The organism is Modestobacter marinus (assembly GCF_011758655.1).
Classification (GTDB): Bacteria; Actinomycetota; Actinomycetes; order Mycobacteriales; family Geodermatophilaceae; genus Modestobacter; species Modestobacter marinus.
Genome location: NZ_JAAMPA010000003.1, coordinates 204,197 through 225,880, shown reverse-complemented (window position 1 = coordinate 225,880; position 21,684 = coordinate 204,197). Strand labels below are relative to the sequence as shown.

Below are 21,684 nucleotides of genomic sequence, written 5' to 3'. Positions count from 1 at the left end.
CGTGGACACCACCCAGCGTCCATGGCGGCCGGACCCGACGATCCCGGCCCCCTGGGTCGCTCCACCCCGCGCAGAGACTCCGAGGAGGAACCATGTCCGAGAACGACCTCGCTGACCTGGTCAGCGTTCGCTACCTGGTCCATGACGTCGGGACCGCGATCGACTTCTACACCGCTCACCTGGGCTTCAGCGTCCGGACGAACGCCGCACCCGCGTTCGCCGACGTGGTCCGGGGCGACCTCCGACTCCTGCTCAGCGGCCCGCAGAGCTCGGCGGCTCGTCCGATGTCCGACGGCACCCAACCGGTGCCTGGCGGGTGGAACCGGATCCACCTCATCGTGGCCGACATCGAGGAGGAGGTCGCTCGCCTGCGTGCCGCTGGTCTGAGCTTCCGCAACGACGTCGTGACCGGTCCCGGCGGCCGACAGGTGCTGGTCCAGGACCCGTCCGGCAACCTCGTCGAGTTGTTCCAGCCGGCGGGCAGGTGACACCGGGCGTCGGCCGGTGAGCTGTGCCGGAGGGAACGCCGGTCGACGGCTCACCGGTCGACGACGGCCGGGTCGTGCGGGAGGCCGAGGAGGTCGAACAGCGGCACGGCGCCGTCCTGCTGCGCGGTTCAGCGCCGGCGGTGGTGCAGGTACACGACGCCGCCGGTGAACCGCCGTTCGGCGACCAGCTCCAGGTCGAGCCGGATGCCGTCGGGCAGCGCCCGGGTGCCACCGCCCACGACGACCGGGTGCAGGAACTGGTGCAGGTCGTCGACCAGCCCGGCGCGCAGCGCCTGCGCGGCCAGCTCCGGGCCCCCGATGCTGACGTCCCGGTCGGCGGCCGCCACCAGCTGCCGGACCACCTCCGGGTCGAACTGGCGTTCCAGCCGGGTCCGTGGCGTGCCGACCTCGGCCAGCGACCTCGAGTAGACGACCTTGTCGGTGGCGCGCCAGAGATCGGCGTACTCGTTCTCGACGGCCGACACGTCCGGGCCGCCGATGCTCTGCCAGACCGCGAGCGTCTCGTACATGCGCCGGCCGTAGAGGGCGGTGCCCACCTGCTGCTCGAGGTGGTTGGCGGCGGCGTGCACCTCCTCGTCGGGGGCGGCCCAGTCGAAGCTCCCCTCCGCGTCGACCGTGTAGCCGTCCAGCGAGCAGATGACCGCGTAGACCAGCCGCGCCATCAGCCCTGCTCGATCACGGAGAACACGTTGCCGGCGGGGTCGGTGAACCAGGCGATCAGCGGACCACCGGCGCGCATGACCCCGTTCTCGTCGGTCGGCGGGGAGTCGTACCGGAGGAACTCAACCCCGCGGGCCGCGAGCTCGGCGACGGTCGCGTCCACGTCGGCGACCGGGAAGTTGAGCACCGTGTACGTGGCCGGGGTGTGGTCACCGCCCTTCGCGTAGACCAGCACCTGCCGGTCACCGGCCAGGTGCAGGTGCACCACCCCGGCCATCGCGGTCGGTGAGGTGCGCAGGCCCAGCACCTGCTCGTAGAAGGCGCGGGCACGGTCGAGGTCGTCGACGGAGAAGCCGCTGAACGCCTCGCTGGCGGCGAGCAGCGGGATCGGTTCCTGGGTCGCGGTCATGCCCCTACAGACCCTGACCGGCCGCCGGACTCATCGGCCGGCCGGCTCCGGGTTGCGCGGGAGGCCGAACAGCTCGAACAGCTGCGGCCCCAGGAACGCCGTCGTCCGCACCACCAGGCCGTCGCGGAACTCCAGGGCGTGCACCGCCCACGGCTCGAACGACCCACCCGGCCCGCTGGGCCGCCACTGGGCGAAGGCCGGGTTGCCGTTCATCTCCAGCGGCACCACGTGTGACCCGCGGCAGCCGTGCCCGGGGCCGACGTACCAGGTGGCGATGTCGGCCGAGCCGCGCAGCCACATGGCGTAGGGCGGCATGTCCATCACCGCGTCCTCGTGCAGCAGCTCCACCAGCGCCTCGACGTCGTACCGCTCGAAGGCGTCGAGGTAGCGGGCCAGCAGCTCGGTCTGATCGGCGGCGACCACCGGCGTGGGCGCGTCGGCCGCGGGCCGGTGGGCGGCGAGGGTGGCGCGGGCCCGCTGCAGCGCGCTGTTGGCCGCCGCGACCGACGTCTCCAGCAGCCCGGCGACCTCGTCGGCCCGCCAGCGGAGCACGTCGCGCAGGATCAGCACCGCCCGCTGCTTCGGCGGCAGGTGCTGCAGCGCGGCGACGAACGCCAGCTTCACCGACTCCCGCTGGACGGCGAGCTCGGCCGGGTCGGCGCCGGTGGGCAGCACCTGGCGGTCGAGCGCCGGCTGGATCCACGCCCCGTCGGGCAGCACCCCGGCCAGGGACGCCACCACCGGCGCGCTCGGCTCACCGCCGGACAGGTCGACCGGCAGCGCCCGCCGCTTGCGCCCGTCCAGGGCGTCGAGGCAGACGTTGGTGGCGATCCGGTACAGCCACGAGCGCAGCGCCCCGGCGCCCTGCAGCCGGTCCAGCGAGCGCCAGGCCCGCACCATCGTCTCCTGGACGGCGTCCTCCGCGTCGAAGGACGACCCCAGCATCCGGTAGCAGTACCCGGTCAGCTCCCGCCGGTGCTCGGCCAGGCGCGGCTCCAGCTCGGCGGCCGGGCTCACGCCCGGCGGCTCGGTGACGACACCGGTCATCGCAGCACTCCCGCTCTCGGTCGCCGCTCGGTCGGCCCCGGACAGAGGCGCGCTGCGACGTCCCGGTCGATCCTGCCGGAGGGGTCCGACAGAACCAAGGAGTCCGGCTACTGGTAGGTGACCAGTTCCGGGGTCGGCTGCACCGTCTCGATGGTCTCCTGCGGCGAGATCATCGGGACGTCCTCGTCGATGAAGTTCTTCCAGCCCCAGTACAGCGGCTGCGGGGCGTCGCGGTGCAGCACCTCCCAGGTGCTCTGCTTGGCCGGCTGCGAGCCCTGACCGTCGACGTGGACCAGGATCGCCAGCTCGTCCCGCGAGGTGTCCAGCCGCTCGCGGTCGACGATCATCCGCACCTGGAACTGGTGCAGCACGAGCAGCTTCTGCGGCAGGTCGTTCTCCTGGACCAGGTCGGCCAGCCAGGTGACCACCTGGTTGACCTCGTCGATGCCGACCTGGCCGATCTGGACCAGGTGCACCTCGTTCGGCCCGAGCCGCCACTCCGGGTCCAGCGCCAGGCCGACGTAGGGCAGCTCCAGCAGCGACTCGTACTGCTTGGCCTGGGTCAGGAAGTCGGTGCGGCCCGGCTGCAGGTCCAGCACCACGTACAGGCCGGCCGCGCCGGCCTGCTCCACCCACGGGCGCAGCGTCTCGACGTCCTGCTCGGCGGAGTAGTTGTTGTCCGGGCCGGCCGAGGCGGAGGCCACCGTGGCGATGATCTCGAACGTCGGGACGACGGTGTTGTCGACCAGCGGCCGGTACTCGTCGGCGTACTGCTGGGCCCGCGCGATGGAGGCGGGCAGGTCCTGCTCGCCCAGCAGGCCCAGCGCGCCACTGCCGGGGATGCCGTAGAGGGCGATCAGCGTGTGCTCCGGGAACAGCAGCTGGCCGCCGCCGGGCAGCTGGGTGCCGGTGGCCGCGGCGTCCAGCTTCCAGTCGATCCCCGGCGCCCCGGCCAGGTCGGCACCGAGCACCAGCACCGTGGGCTCGGCCGCGAGGCGCTCGACGACCTCCGCCGACCCGCGCGGGTCGGCCACCCCACCGGTGAGCAGCACCTCGGCGCCCGCGGCCCGGGCGGTCGCGATGCCGGCCAGCGACTGGGCGCCCCCGCTGGCCAGGACCACGACGTCCTCCAGCGGCTCGGGGCGCTGCACCTCGGGCAGCTCCCCCGTCGGCTCCGCCGAGCCGGTCTCGGACGCCTCGGACTCGAAGGACTCGGACTCAGCGGCCTCGGTCTCGGACGCCTCGGTCTCCGTGCCGTCCGCCGGGGCGTCGGAGGGGGTCGCCGGGGCCGGCGGGGCCTCCGCCGTCAGGACCGGCAGCGCGTCCGGGGCCAGCCCGGCCACCGCCGTCGCCCGCTCGGCGTCCGGCACGGTGGTGGGCTCGGCGAGGTCCAGGCCGGTCGCCTCCTCGAGCGCCCCGGCGTCGGCGGGGACGGCCACGACCTCGACGTCCGAACCGCCCGGGAGCAGGTCACCGGCGTCGTCTCCGACGGCGAGCACGGTCTGCACGCCGAGGCGGTCCAGCTCCGTCCCGAGCGCGTCGGCGGGGGCGTCGGAGCCCAGCAGCAGGGGCACCCCGAGACCCACCGCGGCCACCGCGCCCAGGAGCTCCGCGTCCGCATCGCCGCTGCCGGCGACGACGGCGACGTCGGAGCTCTCGTAGAGCGCGCGGCTGGTGGAGACCGCCGCAGCCACCGGGTCGGTGTCGGGCACGAGGGTGCGCGTCGCATCCGGGGCCACGGTCACGGCGCCGGCGGCGGCAGGCTCGTCCGAGCCGCCCGCGCTGCCCGAGCCACCGGAGTCCCCGTCGTCCGAGCCGGTGCACCCGGCGAGCACCAGGGCGGTGACCAGGGCGAGCGCCGGGACGGCGGGACCGCGCGGGGTACGGGGGAGGACTGCGGTGCGGCGCATGGGCTACTTCCTGCGCCCGCAGCCACCAGGGAGCCGGGGTCCCGGGGCGGGCGGGCGCGAACACGGTCGGGGGCTCCCCGACAGTAGAGGCGCCCCGCGTCGGCGCGAAACCCACGGCTCGGGCCGGGTCCTGGACACGCCCGGGGCACGCCGGGAACATCTCCGCCCGAGATGAGCGCACACAGGTCGGGACAGCCCGACCCCGCACCGGCCAGCCAGCGGGCTGGGACCACGCGTTCCCCCCGGCCAGGCTGGTCGGCATGACGACGACCACCGCCGAGCTCCCCGTCCGGGCCGGGCTGCCCGTCGCTCGGGAGACCCGGCGCGGCTGGTGGCACCAGCTCGGCATCGACACCGGCTACGTCCTGGTCGCCTTCCCGCTGTCGCTGCTCGCCTTCGTCCTGGTGGTGACCGGTGCCGCGGTCGGGCTCGGGCTGCTCGTGGTGTGGATCGGCCTGCCCGTGGCGGTCGGCACCCTGGCCGTCGCCCGCGGGTTCGCCACCGCCGAGCGCGCCTGGTTGCCCGCGGTCCTGCGCCGGCCGGTGACCCGCCCGGTCTACCGGCTGCCCGAGCCGGGCGCCGGCCGGTTGCGCCGGCTGTCCGGGCCGATGCGCGAGCCGCAGTACTGGATGGACGCGCTGCACGCGGTGCTCCGGCTGTTCGTCGCGGCACCGGCGTTCGTCGTGGCGGTGGTCTGGTGGGCGGTCACGCTGGCCGGGCTGAGCTCGGTGACGTGGGACTGGTCGATCCCCTACGACGAGACGGGCCGGCCGGACAACCACACGCTCCCCGAGGTCATCGGTCTCGCCGACACCGCCACCAACCGGGTGCTCCTCTACACCGCGGTCGGCCTGCTGTTCGCGCTGACGCTGCCGGTCGTCGTCCGGGGGTGCGCCCTCGCCCAGGCCCAGCTCGGCCGGGGGCTGCTGACCTCCCGGGCCGCCACCCAGGCCGAGATCGGCCGGCTGTCGGAGGGCCGGGACGCGGCCGTGGCGGCCGAGGCCGTCGCCCTGCGCCGGCTGGAGCGGGACATCCACGACGGTCCCCAGCAGCGGCTCGTCCGGCTGAGCATGGACCTGCACCGGGCCCGCCGGATGGTGGACAGCGACCCCGACGGCGCCCGCGCGACGCTGGACGAGGCGGCCACGCAGACCCGGGAGACGCTGGAGGAGCTGCGGGCGCTGTCCCGCGGCATCGCGCCACCGGTGCTGGCCGACCGCGGCCTGGCCGCCGCGCTCGCCGCCCTCGCGGCCCGCTCCCCCGTGCCCGTCGAGCTGGCCGTCGCCCTGCCGCCCGGGCAGCGGCTGACGCCGGCCGTGGAGAACTCGGCGTACTTCCTGGTGAGCGAGGCGCTGGCGAACGTCGCCAAGCACAGCGAGGCGACCGGGAGCCGGGTGACGGTGGTCTGCGAGGACGACCGCCTGCGGGTGGTGGTCGAGGACGACGGCCGCGGCGGTGCCGTGCTCGCCCCCGGCCACGGGCTGGCCGGACTGACCGACCGGCTGCGCGCGGTCGACGGGGTGCTGACCGTGGACAGCCCGCGCGGCGGGCCGACCCGGCTGATCGGCGAGCTGCCGTGCCGGTGACCGAGGGAGGACACCGGATGCGGGTCGTGCTGGCCGAGGACTCGGTGCTGCTCCGGGAGGGCCTCGTCCGGTTGCTCGGCGAGGCCGGCACCGAGGTGGTGGCCGCCGTCGCCGACGGGCCGTCGCTGGTGCGGTCGGTCGTCGAGCACCGCCCGGACGTCGCCGTCGTCGACGTCCGGATGCCGCCGACCCACACCGACGAGGGGCTGCGGGCCGCGGTCGAGGCGCGCCGCGCCGTCCCCAGCACCGCGGTGCTGGTGCTCTCCCAGTACGTCGAGGTGGCCTACGCCGACGAGCTGCTCGCCGACGGCGCCGGCGGTGTCGGGTACCTGCTCAAGGACCGGGTCGCGCAGGTGGACCAGTTCCTGACCGCGCTGGACGACGTCGTGGCCGGCGGCACCGTGCTCGACCCGCAGGTGGTCGCCCAGCTGTTCGCCCGGCGCCGGAGGGACGACCCGGTGCGCTCCCTCTCCCCTCGGGAGCGGGAGGTGCTGGGACTGATCGCCGAGGGGCACTCCAACGCCGCGATCGCCCGCGAGCTGGTCGTCACCCAGGGGGCGGTGGAGAAGCACACCCAGCACATCTTCGCCAAGCTCGGCCTGTCCCAGGACGAGGACCAGCACCGCCGGGTGATGGCGACCCTGGCCTACCTGCGCAGCTGACCGGGGGCGCACCGGCTCAGCCGGCCCCGGCGTCGAAGGCCGCCCGCAGCCGGGCCGGTGCCCGCAGCCGCCACGCCTCGGTGAGCAGCTCGGCCAGCTCCGTCCGGTCCACGGCCGCGAGCTGGACGACGACCATGCTGCTGTTGCGGTAGTGGTGGGGCACCGAGAACACCGCCGGCCGCTCGGCGGCCAGCTCGGCGTTCTCCCCGGGCGCCAGCCGGATCGCCACCCACTCCTCCGCCGGCGGCATCGACGCGAAGACCTTGTCGCGCACCCGCAGGCAGGCCATGTCCCACGCCGGCCGCTCGGTGGCCTCCGGCAGGGCCAGGGCGATCGCCCGTACGTCGTCGGGGGTGGCTGCCATGGCGGCAGGGTGCCACCGGCCACCGACAGGGAGGGCTGGCTGCCGGCCGCCGGTCACTGAGGCCGGAACTCGTTGGCCGAGCGTCGTACCCGCCGGGTAGACACCTCCCGTGACCGACTTCGCCGACCAGCTCCGCCCCATCACCGCCGAGGAGTGGCCGCGATTCGTCCGCGGGATGCGCACCACCTTCGGCCACGACCACACCGGCCCCTACATGGACTCCCCGTCCCCGATGGCCGAGCTGGACCGCTCGCTGGCCCTGTTCGACGGCGAGCGGGTGGCCGCCACCGCCGGGATCTACAGCCTGGAGATGACCGTGCCCGGGGCGGTGGTGCCGACCGCGGGCGTCACCTGGGTGACCGTCTCCCCCACCCACCGGCGGCGCGGGGTGCTGACGGCGATGATGCGGCGGCAGCTGGCCGAGGTGCACGCGGCCGGCCGGGAGCCGGTGGCGGCGCTGTGGGCCGCGGAGTGGCCGATCTACGGCCGCTTCGGGTACGCCCCGGCCGCCCGGCGCGGCGGCTGGACCGGGCTGACCGAGCGGCTGCAGCTGCGCCCGGACGTCGACTGCGGCACCGGCACGGTCCGGCTGGTCGACGTCGAGCAGTTCCGCCCGGCGGCCGAGGCGCTGCACGAGCAGCTACGCCGGTGGGTGCCGGGCAACATGGCCCGGGACGAGACGTGGTGGGAGCGGCGGCTGTACGACTCCGCCGAGCGCGCCGCCGGTGGCCCGCCCCGCCAGCTGGCCCTGCACGTGGAGGCGGACGGGACGGTCACCGGCTTCGCCAGCTACCGGCTGCGGGCGGCCTGGACCGACACCAGCGAGCCCGACGGCACGCTGACCGTCGAGGAGGTCCGGGCGAGCAGCCCGACCGGCTACGCCGCGCTGTGGCGCTTCCTGCTCGGGCAGGACCTCATGCGCACGATCGAGTACCCCTCCGGTCCCGTCGACGACCCGCTGGCGCACCTGCTGGTGAACGGCCGGGCGTGGCACGCCCGGCCGGTCGATGCGCTCTGGGTGCGGCTGGTCGACGTGGGCGCTGCCCTGTCCGCCCGCCGGTACCCGGCCCGGCTGGACATGGTGTTCGAGGTGCGCGACCGGTTCTGTGACTGGAACGACGGGCGCTGGCACGTCTGGGGCCACCCGGCCGGTGCTTACAGTGACCGCACCGACCGCGACCCGGACCTGGTCGTGGACGTGGACGCGCTGGCAGCGGCCTACCTGGGCGGCGTCTCGTTCGCCTCGCTGCAGGCCGCCGGCCGGGTGACCGAGATCAGCCCGGGTGCGGTGACCCAGGCGTCGACGGCCTTCGGCTGGCCGGTCGCGCCCTGGTGCCCCGACGACTTCTGAGCGGGCCCCGCGCCCCTCTGGGAGGGGCCTGACCGCTCCGGCGCCTCAGCCGGGCTGGGTGCCGTCCCACTCCGACAGCGGGGCGCAGTGCCAGCGCCAGGAGGTGACCGGTTCCCGGCCGGGCAGCTCGCCACGGCCGGTGGCCCACAGCAGGGCCGCCCACGGGTCGGCGTCGGCCGGGGCCCAGGGGAAGAGCCGCGCCCGGGTCGCCTCGGCCAGCCGGGACGGCGGCCTCCACGCCAGCTCGCGGTCCATGGCGACGTCGCCGGTGTGCAGCAGCAGCTCCGCGCAGCCCATCCCGGCGAAGCCGGAGGCGTCGGCCAGCCCCCAGTCGTGCGCGCCGCGCTCGTCCGGTCCGGCGGTGTCGACCACCCGGGCGAGCACCTCGGTCGCGGCAGCCAACTGCAGGCACGTCTCGGCGAGGTCGGCGTCCGGCCGGCGGACGACGTCGAAGGCGCTCACCTCCACCGGCCCGGCGACCAGGTCCTGGGCGTACCAGGTCAGGCAGGAGGTGATGTGCGCGGCGACGCCGACGACGTCGGTGCCCAGCGTCGGCACCGCCGCCGCACCGTCGGGCACCCGGGCGAACAGCTCCCGCACCGCGGCGCCGGCGGCCCGCAGGTCGTCCCCGGTCACCGGCGCCCGCTCACGGGGTGCGGGTGGGCAGCCCGCCGGCCGGACGCTGCCGGTTCTGCTCGTACTCGCTGAGCAGACCGATCCGGCGGCTGTGCCGCTCCTCGCCGCTGAACGGCTCGCGCAGGTAGGTCAGCACCAGGGCGGTGGCCTCCTCCACGCTGTGCTGCCGGTTGCCCACCGCGGCGACGTTGGCGTCGTTGTGCTGGCGGGCCAGCTGGGCGGTGCTCTCGTTCCAGATCAGCGCGGCGCGGACGCCGGGGACCTTGTTGGCGGCGATCTGCTCGCCGTTGCCCGAGCCGCCGATGACGATGCCGAGGCTGCCCGGCTCGGTGACGACCCGCTCCCCGACCTCGAAGCAGAACGGCGGGTAGTCGTCCTGCGGGTCGTAGTCGTAGGCCCCGCAGTCGACCGGCTCGAAGCCCTCGTCGGCGAGCACCTGCATCAGGTGGGACTTCAGTTCGAGACCGGCGTGGTCGGTACCGAGGAAGACGCGCATGTGCCGATCTTCTCACCGACTCCTGGCAGGCTGGCCCGGTGGCGGTTCTGGGGGTCGACGGCTGGCGCGGGAAGTGGGTCGGTGCGCTGCTCGACGGACGCACGGTGGAGCTGAGGGTGCTGGACGACGCGGCGGCGGTGCTCGCGGTGCCGGACGTCGAGGTGGTGGCCATCGACATGCCGATCGGTCTCTCCGAGGACGGCGCCCGGGCCTGCGACGTCGCGGCTGCCGGGCTGCTGCGGCCCACGGGCGCGGCCAGCTCGGTGTTCCCCACACCGGTGCGGGCGGTGCTGGCCACCGACGACTACGCGGAGGCCCGGGCCATCTCCCGTGCGGCCACCGATCCCCCGCGCGCGCCGTCGGCCCAGGCGTTCATGCTGGTCCGCTCCATCCGGGCCCTGGACGACGTCCTCGGCGACCCACCGACCGACCGGGTGGTCGAGGTGCACCCCGAGCTGGCGTTCCGGCTCGGGCTGGGCGGGGTCACCGACCGCAAGGGCACCGCCCGCGGCACGGTGCAGCGGCTGGCGACGCTGCGCGCGGTGATGGACGTCGAGGAGGCGCTCGCCGCAGCGCCCACCGGCGTCCCCCTGGTCGACGCCCTCGACGCCTGCGCCGCCGCCTGGTCGGCCCAGCGGCTGGCCGCCGGAGCGGCCGAGTGCGTGGGGAACGGGACGACCGACTCCCGCGGCCGGCCGATGCGGATCTGCTGGTGACCGCCGGCTGGCGGGAGATCGGCGACCGGGTGTTCGTCCGCCGGCACCGGGAGCTCGACCTCAACTGCGGCCTGGTGGTCGGCGACGGCGGCTGCCTGGTGGTCGACACCCGCTCGCACCTCGGTGAGGGCCGGGCCCTGGCCGAGGCGGTCCGGGCGGTCACCCCGCACCCGTGGACGGTGGTGAACACCCACGCGCACTTCGACCACTGCTTCGGCAACGCCGCCTTCCGCCCGGCCGACATCTGGGGGCACCGCCAGTGCGCCGAGGAGCTCGAGGCGACCGGTGAGCAGCAGCGCGCCTCGGTGGTCACCGGTCTCCGCGAGGACGGCGACCCCGCGGCCGAGCTCGTCGCGACCGCACCGATCGACCCGCCCGACCGCCTGGTCGACGACCTCGCCGTGCTCGACGTGGGCGGCCGGACGGTGACGCTGCGCCACCTGGGGCGGGGGCACACCGGCGCGGACCTGGTGGTCGCCGTGGACGACGTCCTGTTCGCCGGGGACCTGGTCGAGGACGGGGCGCCCCCGGCGATGGAGGACGCCTATCCGCTGGAGTGGGCGGTCACGACCACGGCGCTGCTCGAGCTGGTGCGGGGGCCCGTGGTCCCCGGGCACGGCGGGGTGGTGGACGCGGCCTTCGTGACCGCCCAGCGCGACGAGCTGGCCCTGCTGGCCCGGTGGCTCGCCGACCCGGCCACCGACCCGCCGTTCGACGAGCGGACCAGGGAGATCGCCCGCTCCCGGCTCTGAGGCCCCGGCCCTCGGCTCAGGCGAGCTTCCGGACGACGGGCAGCGGCAGAACGCGCAGCAGGCCGGCGACCGGGCGCCACGGCCACTCGGGGACGTAGGCGCGCACCGGCTCCCGCTCGATCGCCGCGGTCAGCGCGGTCACGCCGGTCGGCAGGTCGACGGTGAACGGGCCGCGGCGGCCGGTGTTGATGTCGGTCTCGATGAAGCCGGGGTGGATCGTCGTCACCCGGATGTCGCGGGTGCGCCGGTCGCCCAGCAGGTCGGCCCGGATGCCCTCGGCGAGCACGGCGTCGGCGGCCTTGGAGGTGGCGTACGCCGTCCGGGTGCCGCCCATCCCCCGCACCCCGGCGACCGAGGAGATCACCACCAGGTGGCCACTCCCCTGGGACCGGAACAACGCGACCGCCGCCTCGCAGCTGGCGTGGGTGCCCAGCACGTTGGTGACCAGCACCTGGCGGTTGGGCCGGGCGTGCCCGGTGCCCACCGGCGCCCCCTTGCCGATGCCGGCGTTGGCGACGAACCGGTCGATGCCCCCGAGCTGACCGGCCAGCCGCGGCACGGTCTCGGCGACGGCCTCGGGGTCGTCGACGTCCAGCTCACCGACCACGACGCGGATGCCGGGGTGCCGGGCCAGCAGCTCCCCGCGGAGCTCCGACAGCCGGTCCAGCCGCCGGGCGACCAGGACCAGGTCCCGGCCGCGGGCGGCGAACTCCCGGGCCATGCCCTGACCGAGGCCCGCGCTGGCACCGGTGATGAAGATCCGCTGACGAAGGGGGTGCGGCATCGGGTCATCCTGCCGCACCCGCTCCCGGACGGGGGTGCTCAGCCGGTGCCGCGCAGCTCCACGGCGTCGGCGGGCACCGAGGACGTGTCCTCGGTGCCCGCCTCGTCGCTCAGCCGCACGTCGCGCCCGAGCTCACCCCTTGGCCTTGGCCTTGGCCTTCGCCAGCACCTTGGCCAACACCTTGGCCTTCGCCTTCGCGGTGTCCTTGGTCAGGTCCTTGTCCTTGATGAACGCCTTGGCCTTGGCCAGGACCAACGCCTTGGCCTTGGCCAGGACCAACGCCTTGGCCTTGGCTTTGGCGTCGTCCTTCTCCGGGTCGGTCGGCGGGGCCGGCGGGGTGGGTGCGGTCTCGGCCACCGTCACGGTGACGTCCGGGTAGAACTGCACCCGGTAGAGGTGGTCGCAGACGCCCTCGATCGTGTACTCCCCCGGGGGCGTCCCGAGCGGCAACGAGTTCTCGAAGACGACGCTGCCGTCAGGGAGGGTGACGTCGGCGAACTGGACGGTCACGTTGGTGATCTCGTACCAGATGAAGGGTGTCGATCCGTCGGCGTCGGGGGTCGAGCCGACCGGGTCGGGGGTGCACCCGGTGAAGGTCACGGTGAACGGCTGCCCCGGGACGAGGGTCGTGTCCGAGACGACGGGGGTCGGCAGCGGTGCCGGTGCGGCCAGGGCCGCTAGAGCAGCAACCAGGGTGGCTGCACCGGTGACCAGCCCGGCCATGGTGACGGCGGCGATGCGGCGCGTGGACAGGGCGGACATGGGGGTCTCCGTCGCTGTTCGGCGACCCGGTCGGCCTGGGCCGGCTGCGGCATGTCTAGTGGCTCAGCCGCGGCACGTCCCCCGCTTGACGACCTGCCGGCGTCGGGGCGCGACACGCGCGGGAGTCGCCGACACGCCGTAACTTTTCGCGGCTCGGTCTGGCCCGTAAAGGACATTCCGAATGCTCGGGAGGGCGCGTGCGCTCACCGCATGGACGGCGCCACCTGCACACATGCTTGCGTAAATACGCAATTTATGAATCGGGTAATCTAAAGGCAGGGGCGCGCCGGTGAGCCCACCCGTCCAGGGTGGCTTTCACGTGTCGGACCTGTCGACTAGGTTGCTCTCAGTGACCTTCCCGGTCACCGAGAAATGGTACCGGTAACACAACCCGTCGAGAGGGGAGGCCGGAGCCGCGGAGAGGACAAGAATGCCTGAAAACTCTAGTAGCGGAAGGGGTCGGCACCGCAAGGATCCGGCGAACTTCCGCGAGCGCCTGCCGGACGTAGACCTCGAGGTGGCGACCAAGACCCTGGTCTTGATCTCCAAGGCCCTGGCCCTGGGCAACCAGGTCGCGGCTGTCCTCGGACAGCACGATGACCCCACCCAGTGGGCGGGGTCGACCGTGGTGATGCTCGTCCTGAGCGCTGGTAACGCCCTCGTCTGCCGTTTGCGGCGGCAGTCGAACTGATCCACCTGCTGGACGCCGTCCGGTCCCTCGTCACAGGGGCCGGGCGGCTCAGCCGCGGGCCTCGAACACCCGCGCCTTGAAGAATCCGCTTTTGCATACGTCCTGTCAAGTTCACGAGTCGTACTAACATCCGCCAGGCGTGCAGCCGGTGCTCATTCCCTTTGATTCCTTGCGCAGCAAGGGTTTCCGGGGTTCGGCCGCGGCGCAGCAGCCGACACTGTGCCGGCGCTGCCGAGAGATCCAGGGTCTTCTTGACAAGACGTATGCGTTTTTCTGCCGTCGCAGGAGCGGTCCCGCAGCCAGGTAGCCCGGGGCGCATTCTTGACGAGCCGTATTAATTCTCAGCCGTCGGCTACCGGACGCGCGCCGGCCCGCCGTGTGGGCAACTTGTGGCGGGCGAGGATGCGCCGCACGGCGGTCACCGAGCGGTCGATCAGTTCAGCGATCTCCCGCAGTGATCGCCCGCCGGCGTAGGACTCCAGGACGTAGGCCTCCATCCGCGCCTGCAGGTCGGCGCTGAGCACAGTGCCGGTGCGCGCGGTGCCCGCGAACTCCGGCAGCGGCCGCAGCGACGGCCGGGACGGGTACGGCATGGGTCGAGTGTGGTCAGCCTCGAGCGGGCCAGGCCACCAGCGGAGGCAGCGGATCCCCGGATAGGGGAACGTCGGGGTCCTGCTGGTCGTGGCTGCCGGCGGCGTGCGCGAGGGCGGCCAACAACAGCCGGAGGCTCGCCCGGTCGAGGTCACCGGTTAGGTCGCCCAGGTCGACCGGCTGACCGTCCGCGAGGCTCTCAGGGGCGCGTAGCAGCCGCTGCTGACCGTCGTCGCCGGCCGAGAGTGCCGGCCTGCAGGGCCCCGCGGACGTCGTCCCATCGCACCTGCGCCCAGGTCTCCCCACCGGCGGGGTCGGGCTCGAGGTCGATGAGGCCGGCGGCCTGCAGTGCGGGCAGCCAGTGACCGCCGTTGGCCAGCAGCAGCACCGCAGCCTCGACGGCGTATTCGCCCACGGCGGCGCGCACGAGGGCGTTCTCGACGTCGACCAGGTCCGGGTCGGACGCTCGCGGCTCGAAGATCACCGCTCCAGTGAACTTGCTCGGCCGGCTGCCGAGACTTCCCTCGGTCACCTTCCCCTGCCGACCGGCGGTCACCATGCTGCAGCAACCGCCGTGCAGCACGGTGCCGGCCGGCGAATTAGCCGGCTCGTCCGGCCGGGAACGTATGGGGGGCCTCGGCGCGCCCACCTACTTGCTGCGACGCCTCTTCACCCACAGGGCGATCAGGACGATGACCACGACGGCGAGCCAGCCGATCCAAGCGACTGAGTCCTCGCGCCCGCTCGAGGTGTTGCCCGTGGCGACGGCCAGTACGAGCACCAGGTCGACCTCGCCCACGGGGTCACTGCTGGGGACGAGGCCCGCGCTTGGAGACCGCGCGGAGGACCTCGGGTGCGACCGCCACTGCCACGCTGCCGACGCGGCGCAGCCGGCCGATCATCTGCGCCCGGCGGTAGGCGTTGTAGAGCTCGGCGGCGATCGCGCCGCGGGAGCCGACGGGCTTGCCCACCGCCCGTGCCCACGCGCGGATCGTCGCGGCGTCTGGACCTGCCATTGGAGGTGCTCCTGTCTGGGATGCGGGGTTGGCCTCGGGGACGCTACGGGCCCGCGCCGCTGATCAGACGTCGTCGCCACGCGGACAGGTGATTCTGATCGGCAGACCCTTCGGCGGTGGCCGCCGGGCCTCCCCGGCCGGCTGATGACCGGCCGGGGAAATGCGGGGGCGGCCTCCTCAGGCCGACCGGATGGTGAGGGCCGACAGGACGTCGGCGGCGCCGGTGACCAACCGGGCCTCACCACTGGAGAGGAGCACATGGCAGCTCACCGAACAGGCGGAGGTCACCGGCCCGGGGACGGCGAAGACCGGGCGCCCGATGGCCTGTGCGGAGTGCACCGCGGACAGGGCGCGGGAGCGGGCCGCGGCCTCGACGACCACGGCACCGGCGCTCAGGGCCACCATCAGCGCGGTGCGCCGCCGGAAGCGGACGTTGGTCGGCGCGGCCCGGCGGGGCCTGGGATACCAGCAGCCCGCCGCTGCCGACGATGCGCTCGAAGAGGGCGGCGTGCGCGCTTGGGGCGGTGCTCGTCGACATGGCCTCAGCGCGGCTGTTCGACGGGATCGACGTCGGTGCTCGGTCAACGGCGGGTGCAGACCACCACGTCTCCGTCGACGACACACTCCCAGGTCCCTTGCGTGTGACGAGCCTGGGCCATGCGGTTCAGCAACACGTTCTCGTCTCCGTCGGCCGGGATCTCACCCCCCCAGCTACCGCGCCACCGCGGCCTGGGCCCAGGCGCTGCACGACCACCCGACGCAGCCCGACGGGCTCCGGTGGGTCTCCCGGCGGCACAACACCAGCACCGCCGTCGTCCTCTTCGGTGACCGTGCCCAGCTCGAGGAACTCACCGCCGCCCCCGACAGCGTGCCGCTCACCCTGGGCGCCGGCGATCGCCTGACCGCGGTTTGCGTGGCCGCCAACCGGGCCTGCATAACCATCACCGACCTGCCCTGAGGCCAAGAGCTCAGTCAGCTGCGGCCGCACGACGCTTGGGCAGCCGCTTGTCGCCTCGGATGCTGTTAGCCCGGATCTTTCATCTGGCCGTGGGTGAACATCAGGACGCGACTCGGTAGGCCGCCGGGCGTGATTCTGGCGGTGCTGTTTGCCGACCTGCGACTGCGGCACGTCGGGCCGACCAGCGGCCCACGAGCCAATCCCCGGCGATTTGAACTGACCTGGGCGTCCCCCACCTAAACCAGCCCGGAGCGGGGTGCCGGGGACATACTGCCCCGCCCACCCCGCCCCGGCGCGCAGTTAGCGCACGCGCACGACGTCGCAGGCCTCGAAGACGTCCCCGCCCGGCAGCCGGCCGTTCACGCAGGCCCGGCTGTCACCGCGGTCGATGCCGGTCTGCTGGGTGTTGAAGTGCAGCACCAAGTCAGGCCGGCCGTCACTGTTGGCGTCCTCGACGTGACCCCGGCCATGGCTCTCCCCGCAGTCACGCTCGGCTGGCGCCTCGGCATCGCCGAAGCACAGCGTGCGGTAGTCGACGGCGGTGGCTTCGAAGCCGTCCGCCGACAGCAGGGCCACCGGAATCACGCCGCGGCTGCGCAGATTGATCGGGTTGTCCGCCGAGCCTGGCTTGATGTCGACCGCCGGCGCCACCGGGCCGCCGGGTGATGGCCGCAGTGTATTGCTGGTGGCCGGCTCACTCAGGCCGAACTCATTGACAGCTCGAACCTGGAAGCTGACGTCCGCGTCGGTCGGCACCTCGGCGATGTCCAGCGTCAGCTGGTCGGCCGGCGTGACGCCGAGCAAGACGCCGTCACTGCGGGACACCCGGAAGCCTCCGATTGGGCTGTCCCCGGCGTTTGCCGGCGGCTGCCAGCTGAGCGTCACCGTGCCGCCACCGGCGTCAACTGCCTGGACTCCCGTCGGCGCCGCCGGCGGCTGCGGCCGCTGCTGTCCCGGCGCCACCGTCACCTCAGCGGTCGCCGTGTTGGTCCGCCCGTCGACGTTCGTCACCGTCAACGAGGCCAGGCCGGTGAACGGCTGCGGGTAGGTGTGGGAGACGACCGGCGAGTCGCCTCTCTGGTCGACGACCCCGTCCGCGTCGAAGTCCCAGGCGTACTCAACGATGGCGCCGGCCGGATCGAAGGATCCGGCACCGGTGAAGGTGAGCTCGTCGCCCGGCGCGGCCACATACGGCCCGCCCGCCTGGGCAACCGGCGCCGATGAGAAGCCTTCGACGGCGGCCTCGATGGCGGTAACCACTTCGCCGGCATTGGCAGCATCGAAGACCTGGCCGCCAGAGCCGTCAGCCAGTTCTGTGAAGCTCGCCACCGCCGTCGCTTCGCCGCCGACCACGATGGGGTTGATTACCACTGGGTCGAGCTCGAAGGCCGTCCGCAATACCTGCTCGAGCGTGTAGCCCGTTCCAGGCTCCGGGTTGTGCGCCGGGGCGTCGCCGATGACAATCGCCAACTTCAGGGCGCCGGGTCGCCAGTCGAGGCCAAAGGAGGTCATGAGCCCGGAGTACACCGACTCCGGGTAGTCGCCACCACCGCTCGCTCCGAGCGTGTTGACCGCCGCGGCGAACGCCGCCCGGTCGGCCGTGAAGGGGGCGTCAACCCGCGCCTGGTACGGGTCTCCGAGATCTTTGTAGTTGACCAAGGCGACGCGCGGCGAGGCCGCAACGCCGAACAAGGCGTCGGTGACCGCAGTGATCGAGGTCTGGGCGGCGTCGATGTCGTCGCCCATGCTGCCGGTCGTATCGACGACGAAGGTCACGTCGACGTTCTGCGTCGGCCGCAGGCTGATCGGGATCGGCGTGACCGTCAGGTCGTCGCGCAGTTCCGGGCGGATGGCGCGCAGCGTGATGGCGATTTCATTCGCCGCCTGCTGCATCTCGAAGTCTGGGTACTGCCCGTGCGCAGCATTGTTCAGGTTAAGCGGGTTGCCCTGGCAAATGCCGTCGCTCTTGTCACACCAACTGCCGACCCTGCCGGCGAGGTCACCCGGGATGTAAGGCACCCTCGGCCCGAAGACGCCGCCGACGGTGTACCACGGGAAGTCTCCGCGCGCCCAGGCGCCGAAGGGGTTGAACTCTGGGTCGCCGAAGAGCGCGATGTAGCCGATTGCCGCCCGGGCCGCACTGCTGAGGCCAGGCAAGGCTGCACCGACCGCATCAGCGCCCTGCGAATAGCCACCAAGGACGTACACCTCACCGGGGCATGCGGCTACTCGCGCATTGAGGAACGTGACCAGCTCGTCGGTCCCCGCCTGCCGGCTCGCGTTGTACTTGCCCACGATCAGGTCGCTGTTCGGATCCCAGACTGAAGTCGGGCCGAACCACTCGTCCTTGTCGTTCGCCGGGTAATCGCTCTCGTCGACGACGCCGTTGGCGTCGAGATCGCCGAGTTCGAGGCTTTCGAAGCGCACGCCGTCCGCAATGTTGCGGTCGACGATGGCGGCGAAGGCGGGCGCCTCTCGGAAGTTGAGCGGCTGACCGGAGCCGCGCGCGAAGATTGACAGAATCTGCTGACAGCCGGGCGTCGCCGCCATAGACGAACCTGCGGTTGCCGCCAGCGCCCCGAATATGAGCGTACTGGTCGCAAGTAGCGCAAAGGAACGCTGAATTTTCACGGGGCCTCCCGGCGACTGGATGAGCGGAACGGTGGGCAGGTCTACTGGGCGTGCGCGTCGAGGTAGACCAGTCGCCAGACGTGACCGGCCGGGGCGGCCTCTTCGGGCTGGGACACAGCACCCAAAGGGAGCACAGAGGCAGCAACCTCGATGCCGCCGGCACGGGCGCGCGCGAAGCAGGTCAAGCGTTCCGGGTCGCAATCTGGATCCGTCGCTCGAAGCAACTCGTACCCGGCGGTCGTGACGATTTTTTCGGCGAAGGCGGTCACTTGCCCGGCCGGTATCGGAGCGAGGTACGCCCGCCTGACGAATGGGCAAGCCGCATCGAGACATGAGTCATCGCGCCGCAGTTCGTCCCGCTCGGGGTAGCGTCGCGCGTCGGTAGGAGCGGGCAGGCTTTCGGCAGCTGTCTGAATGGTGGCGAAGTCCGGCCGGTCGTCCGATGCGCCAGAAGACAGGCTCACGCCGCACGCCGCTAGTACGGCGACCGCCACCGCGGCCAGCAGGCCGACACGTACGAAAAAAATCTGCTTTCGTTGCATAACCAAAAGCCGTTGGCTTCCCTAACTATGGCATGACACTAGGCAATGAGTGCGCTCAGGCATGACCCAGAGAACAGCCAGGCGTAGGCCCGCACGAACTGTCAGTGAAGAATCAAAAATCGCCAGCCCCCCGCTCCGTGCGCCCGCCGTGCGAACCATTCGAGATCGGGTATCCGGCGCGCGCAGCCTGTGTACAGGCTTCTACTGCGTGATCACAAGGGGGCTCGTTGCGAGTCGGTAAGAGTCGGGCCGAGTCCGACTGCGCTCGCTGCCGCAGTGCGGGCACGTCAGGAACTCGTCGACCTCCCCCGGGATCAGGATGCGCAGCTCGCAGGGCTTCTCAGCCACAGCGCTGGCGATCTTCTCGACCAGTGCCCGCAGCTCCCCCGGCGTGCCGACCAGCACGGTCGCCTCGTCCCCAGCGAGGGTCAGAGCCACCTGGTCGGCAGGAAGCTCCTCACCGGTCTGCTCGGCCACCTCGGCCGAGGACCACAGCTCCACCGTCGCAGTGCTGGCTGCGGCGAACTCGTAACGGGTGCCCATGTCTGCCTCTCCCGGCGACGGACCCCCCGTCACCGTGCGCGCTGCCCAGAGGAGTCGAACCCCGGTGCGACCACCGCGGCCAGCCCTTGGGCCAGGACGGCACAGCACGCCACCGGCGAGGCGGCGAGCAGCACCATCGGCGCGAACCGGCAACCGCCACGCGGCGGCCCCCGGCCACGGTCATCGCCCAGCGCGCTCGCGCACCCGCCGCTCGGCCAGCTCATCGGCCTCGGCCTGCGCAGCCATCGACGCCTCGACCGGCCACAGCGCACCCGCCACCCGGTAGGCGGTCTCCGCGACCTCCACCAGCCGCGCCACCGCCTCCGCGTCGTGCGGCACCAGCACCAGCCCACCGGCCTGGCAGGTCAGGTAGGGACGCTGGACCGCACGGCCGCCTGGCGACTGCTCCGCCGCCTGGCCACCGACGCCGGCATCGCCGCCCCCGACCGGATCAGCCCACACTCCGCCCGGCACACCTACGCCACCACCGCCCTCGACGCCGGTGTTGCACTCCGCGACGTCCAGGATTCCATGGGCCACCGCGACCCCCGCACCACCCGGCTCTACGACCGCACCCGCGGCAACCTCTCCCGCAACGCCACCTACGCCGTCGCCGCCGCCCTCGCCGACGACTGACTCGGCGAGGACGGGATGGCCAGGTCGTTGAGCGGACGGCCGGCACCCTGCTGTCTCGCAGACGCCAGGTGGCTGCGTGTCCGTACGAGTGCGCTTTTCAGGCGGCCCGATCGACGGCTGAACCGGCACCGGATCAATCAACAGACCTCACGGCGACGACAAGCATCGCAGCCAGCGCCACATCGCGGGACGCGGTCACCCGGTCGGGTGAAGTCACAGCCACCGTCGACCGATAGATATTGCGTTCGCTTCGTTTACTGCGTTTGATGGACGTAGCGGTGCAGGAGGCCCCCCGAGCCGCTGAGTGATCAGGAGATCGCCATGACTTCCCTACTGGACCGCCCGGTCATGCCCGATGACGGTGACATCACCGCCGCCGTCGCAGCCCTCCCGCAAGTCAAGGACTTCCTGGCCACCCACCCCGGGCGCGAGGCCGTGCGCCTGCTCGTCGACGACGAGCACGGGGACTCACTCACCGTCCCCCGCTCCGCGGTGGAGCTGCTGGCGCGCGTGCTGGCTCACATGGCCGCCGGCCAAGGCGTCTCGATCGTCCCTGCCCAGGCCGAGCTGACCACCCAGCAGGCCGCGGACATGCTCAACATCAGCCGCCCGTTCCTCATCGGGCTGCTGGAGCAGGGCGCGATCGACTACCGCAAGGTGGGCACGCACCGGCGGATCAAGGCCGCTTCGCTGATGGCCTACATGCGCGCCGACGACCGCCGCCGCAGTGCCGCGGCCGGTGAGCTGCACGCCCTCACCCAGGAGATGATCTGACCCCGGCCAAGACCGAAAGCTGAGGGAGAGAAGCGCGCCGCGTGGCCTTCGTCGTCGTTTACGACGCCAACGTGCTCTACCCCTCCCACCAGCGGAGCCTGCTGATCGAGGTCGCCCGGGCGGGACTGGTGCGCGCCCGCTGGACCGAGCAAATCATCGATGAGGTCTTCCGGAACCTCAAGAAGAACCGGCCGGACCTCAATCCCGCCAGCCTCGACCGCACCCGGGAGCTGATGAACGGCGCGATCCGGGACGTGCTGATCACCGGCTACGAGCCACTGATCGACGTCCTCGAGCTGCCTGACCCCGATGACCGGCACGTGGTGGCCTCGGCGATCAAGGTCGGCGCCTAGACGATCGTCACCATCAACCTCAAGGACTTCCCGGCCGACCGACTGAGCGCTTGGGACGTCGAGGCCAGCAGCGCCGATGACTTCCTGCACGCCATGGTCGATTTTGATTCCAAGGTCGTCTTCTCCCTGGTGCAGAAGATCGCCGACAGCCTCAGCAAGCCCCCGATGGATGTCGACCAGCTGCTCACCGCCCTGGGCAACGAGGGGCTCGTGGCGACCGTGGCCGCGCTGCGCTCCTGACCGCCCGACCGAGCCCTCTACGGGCGGGGCCCGCCCGACGCTCTGGCTCCCAGCGCAGGGGTAGA

The 21,684-nt window shown here is 72.7% G+C and carries 29 protein-coding genes; 11 read left to right on the top strand and 18 right to left on the bottom strand.

Translation table 11 applies throughout. From position 1 onward, the window contains the following. The first annotated feature begins 92 nt into the window (after positions 1-92). Positions 93-488 (top strand): VOC family protein, encoded by a 396-nt coding sequence (locus tag FB380_RS22065; RefSeq protein ID WP_166757497.1) that lies wholly within the window; start codon positions 93-95, stop codon positions 486-488. 128 nt (positions 489-616) lie between these two features. Here the strand turns inward: FB380_RS22065 and FB380_RS22060 are convergent, their stop codons facing one another. From FB380_RS22060 to FB380_RS22045, 4 genes are all read right to left on the bottom strand, one after another. Then, positions 617-1,171, bottom strand: a complete 555-nt coding sequence (locus FB380_RS22060; protein WP_166757496.1) for a dihydrofolate reductase family protein — start codon at positions 1,169-1,171, stop codon at positions 617-619. Next, entirely contained in the window at positions 1,171-1,578 is a 408-nt protein-coding gene (locus FB380_RS22055) for a VOC family protein (RefSeq protein WP_208383952.1), read from the bottom strand. Before FB380_RS22055 ends, FB380_RS22060 begins: the two co-directional genes overlap by 1 nt. A gap of 30 nt (positions 1,579-1,608) precedes the next feature. After that, the gene (locus FB380_RS22050) at positions 1,609-2,625 is read right to left on the bottom strand and encodes a sigma-70 family RNA polymerase sigma factor (RefSeq protein ID WP_166757495.1); all 1,017 of its coding nucleotides are present in this window, start codon (positions 2,623-2,625) and stop codon (positions 1,609-1,611) included. A 107-nt stretch (positions 2,626-2,732) separates the two neighbouring features. Next, a complete protein-coding gene (locus tag FB380_RS22045; protein ID WP_166757494.1) occupies positions 2,733-4,535 on the bottom strand; it encodes a hypothetical protein in 1,803 nt (600 codons plus the stop codon). Between the two features lie 260 nt (positions 4,536-4,795). Here FB380_RS22045 and FB380_RS22040 point away from each other — a divergent pair, with 260 nt between their 5' ends. Together FB380_RS22040 and FB380_RS22035 are read left to right on the top strand one after the other, a co-directional pair. Next, on the top strand, positions 4,796-6,121 hold the full coding sequence (locus tag FB380_RS22040; RefSeq protein ID WP_166757493.1) for a sensor histidine kinase: 1,326 nt from the start codon (positions 4,796-4,798) through the stop codon (positions 6,119-6,121). Then, the gene (locus FB380_RS22035) at positions 6,118-6,783 is read left to right on the top strand and encodes a response regulator (protein ID WP_229682306.1); all 666 of its coding nucleotides are present in this window, start codon (positions 6,118-6,120) and stop codon (positions 6,781-6,783) included. Before FB380_RS22040 ends, FB380_RS22035 begins: the two co-directional genes overlap by 4 nt. A gap of 16 nt (positions 6,784-6,799) precedes the next feature. Here FB380_RS22035 and FB380_RS22030 read toward each other — a convergent pair whose 3' ends face one another. After that, positions 6,800-7,147 carry an MmcQ/YjbR family DNA-binding protein gene (locus tag FB380_RS22030; protein WP_166757492.1) on the bottom strand — a complete coding sequence of 116 codons (348 nt, stop codon included), beginning with the start codon at positions 7,145-7,147 and terminating at the stop codon, positions 6,800-6,802. Between the two features lie 109 nt (positions 7,148-7,256). Between FB380_RS22030 and FB380_RS22025 the strand changes: the two genes are divergently transcribed. Next, positions 7,257-8,498, top strand: coding sequence for a GNAT family N-acetyltransferase (locus tag FB380_RS22025; protein ID WP_166757491.1), 1,242 nt, complete (start codon positions 7,257-7,259; stop codon positions 8,496-8,498). 45 nt (positions 8,499-8,543) lie between these two features. On the opposite strand, the gene FB380_RS22020 is transcribed toward FB380_RS22025, so the two are convergent. Then, positions 8,544-9,134, bottom strand: a complete 591-nt coding sequence (locus tag FB380_RS22020; protein WP_166757490.1) for a hypothetical protein — start codon at positions 9,132-9,134, stop codon at positions 8,544-8,546. Positions 9,135-9,144: 10 nt separating this feature from the next. Then, the gene (locus FB380_RS22015) at positions 9,145-9,630 is read right to left on the bottom strand and encodes a ribose-5-phosphate isomerase (protein WP_166757489.1); all 486 of its coding nucleotides are present in this window, start codon (positions 9,628-9,630) and stop codon (positions 9,145-9,147) included. Between the two features lie 38 nt (positions 9,631-9,668). Here FB380_RS22015 and FB380_RS22010 point away from each other — a divergent pair, with 38 nt between their 5' ends. Together FB380_RS22010 and FB380_RS22005 are read left to right on the top strand one after the other, a co-directional pair. Further along, positions 9,669-10,346, top strand: coding sequence for a DUF429 domain-containing protein (locus FB380_RS22010; protein ID WP_166757488.1), 678 nt, complete (start codon positions 9,669-9,671; stop codon positions 10,344-10,346). After that, positions 10,343-11,098 (top strand): MBL fold metallo-hydrolase, encoded by a 756-nt coding sequence (locus tag FB380_RS22005; protein WP_166757487.1) that lies wholly within the window; start codon positions 10,343-10,345, stop codon positions 11,096-11,098. The genes FB380_RS22010 and FB380_RS22005 overlap by 4 nt, the downstream gene beginning before the upstream one ends. 16 nt (positions 11,099-11,114) lie before the next feature. On the opposite strand, the gene FB380_RS22000 is transcribed toward FB380_RS22005, so the two are convergent. Together FB380_RS22000 and FB380_RS21995 are read right to left on the bottom strand one after the other, a co-directional pair. Then, positions 11,115-11,882, bottom strand: a complete 768-nt coding sequence (locus tag FB380_RS22000; RefSeq protein WP_166757486.1) for an SDR family oxidoreductase — start codon at positions 11,880-11,882, stop codon at positions 11,115-11,117. A 132-nt stretch (positions 11,883-12,014) separates the two neighbouring features. After that, on the bottom strand, positions 12,015-12,644 hold the full coding sequence (locus tag FB380_RS21995) for a hypothetical protein (RefSeq protein ID WP_166757485.1): 630 nt from the start codon (positions 12,642-12,644) through the stop codon (positions 12,015-12,017). Positions 12,645-13,074: 430 nt separating this feature from the next. Between FB380_RS21995 and FB380_RS21990 the strand changes: the two genes are divergently transcribed. Next, positions 13,075-13,335 carry a hypothetical protein gene (locus FB380_RS21990; RefSeq protein WP_166757484.1) on the top strand — a complete coding sequence of 87 codons (261 nt, stop codon included), beginning with the start codon at positions 13,075-13,077 and terminating at the stop codon, positions 13,333-13,335. Positions 13,336-13,676: 341 nt separating this feature from the next. Here FB380_RS21990 and FB380_RS21985 read toward each other — a convergent pair whose 3' ends face one another. The 9 genes from FB380_RS21985 to FB380_RS24235 all read right to left on the bottom strand — a co-directional run bounded on the left by FB380_RS21985 (position 13,677) and on the right by FB380_RS24235 (position 19,955). Beyond that, positions 13,677-13,928: a helix-turn-helix domain-containing protein gene (locus FB380_RS21985; protein ID WP_166757483.1), complete on the bottom strand. Its 252-nt coding sequence runs from the start codon at positions 13,926-13,928 to the stop codon at positions 13,677-13,679. Between the two features lie 197 nt (positions 13,929-14,125). After that, a complete protein-coding gene (locus FB380_RS24995) occupies positions 14,126-14,410 on the bottom strand; it encodes a hypothetical protein (protein ID WP_243851491.1) in 285 nt (94 codons plus the stop codon). Between the two features lie 165 nt (positions 14,411-14,575). Next, positions 14,576-14,707, bottom strand: coding sequence for an LPXTG cell wall anchor domain-containing protein (locus tag FB380_RS21975; RefSeq protein ID WP_166757482.1), 132 nt, complete (start codon positions 14,705-14,707; stop codon positions 14,576-14,578). Between the two features lie 22 nt (positions 14,708-14,729). Next, entirely contained in the window at positions 14,730-14,942 is a 213-nt protein-coding gene (locus tag FB380_RS21970) for an Lsr2 family protein (RefSeq protein WP_229682308.1), read from the bottom strand. Between the two features lie 177 nt (positions 14,943-15,119). After that, positions 15,120-15,566: a DNA-processing protein DprA gene (locus tag FB380_RS26260; protein ID WP_373286333.1), complete on the bottom strand. Its 447-nt coding sequence runs from the start codon at positions 15,564-15,566 to the stop codon at positions 15,120-15,122. 634 nt (positions 15,567-16,200) lie between these two features. Beyond that, on the bottom strand, positions 16,201-18,450 hold the full coding sequence (locus FB380_RS21960) for a cutinase family protein (protein WP_166757480.1): 2,250 nt from the start codon (positions 18,448-18,450) through the stop codon (positions 16,201-16,203). 122 nt (positions 18,451-18,572) lie between these two features. Then, entirely contained in the window at positions 18,573-19,073 is a 501-nt protein-coding gene (locus FB380_RS21955) for a hypothetical protein (protein WP_166757479.1), read from the bottom strand. 201 nt (positions 19,074-19,274) lie between these two features. Next, positions 19,275-19,616 carry a hypothetical protein gene (locus tag FB380_RS24240; RefSeq protein ID WP_208383951.1) on the bottom strand — a complete coding sequence of 114 codons (342 nt, stop codon included), beginning with the start codon at positions 19,614-19,616 and terminating at the stop codon, positions 19,275-19,277. 180 nt (positions 19,617-19,796) lie between these two features. Next, on the bottom strand, positions 19,797-19,955 hold the full coding sequence (locus FB380_RS24235) for a hypothetical protein (protein ID WP_208383950.1): 159 nt from the start codon (positions 19,953-19,955) through the stop codon (positions 19,797-19,799). On the opposite strand from FB380_RS24235, the gene FB380_RS24230 reads away from it, so the two are divergent. The 4 genes from FB380_RS24230 to FB380_RS26345 all read left to right on the top strand — a co-directional run bounded on the left by FB380_RS24230 (position 19,947) and on the right by FB380_RS26345 (position 21,619). Continuing rightward, positions 19,947-20,252: a site-specific integrase gene (locus FB380_RS24230; RefSeq protein ID WP_208383949.1), complete on the top strand. Its 306-nt coding sequence runs from the start codon at positions 19,947-19,949 to the stop codon at positions 20,250-20,252. The two genes, FB380_RS24235 and FB380_RS24230, sit on opposite strands and share 9 nt — an antisense overlap. A gap of 321 nt (positions 20,253-20,573) precedes the next feature. After that, positions 20,574-21,026: a helix-turn-helix domain-containing protein gene (locus FB380_RS21945; RefSeq protein WP_166757478.1), complete on the top strand. Its 453-nt coding sequence runs from the start codon at positions 20,574-20,576 to the stop codon at positions 21,024-21,026. A gap of 41 nt (positions 21,027-21,067) precedes the next feature. Then, positions 21,068-21,379: a PIN domain-containing protein gene (locus tag FB380_RS24225; protein WP_208383948.1), complete on the top strand. Its 312-nt coding sequence runs from the start codon at positions 21,068-21,070 to the stop codon at positions 21,377-21,379. Positions 21,380-21,382: 3 nt separating this feature from the next. Next, the gene (locus FB380_RS26345) at positions 21,383-21,619 is read left to right on the top strand and encodes a VapC50 family PIN domain-containing toxin (RefSeq protein ID WP_481822776.1); all 237 of its coding nucleotides are present in this window, start codon (positions 21,383-21,385) and stop codon (positions 21,617-21,619) included. Positions 21,620-21,684: the final 65 nt, after the last annotated feature.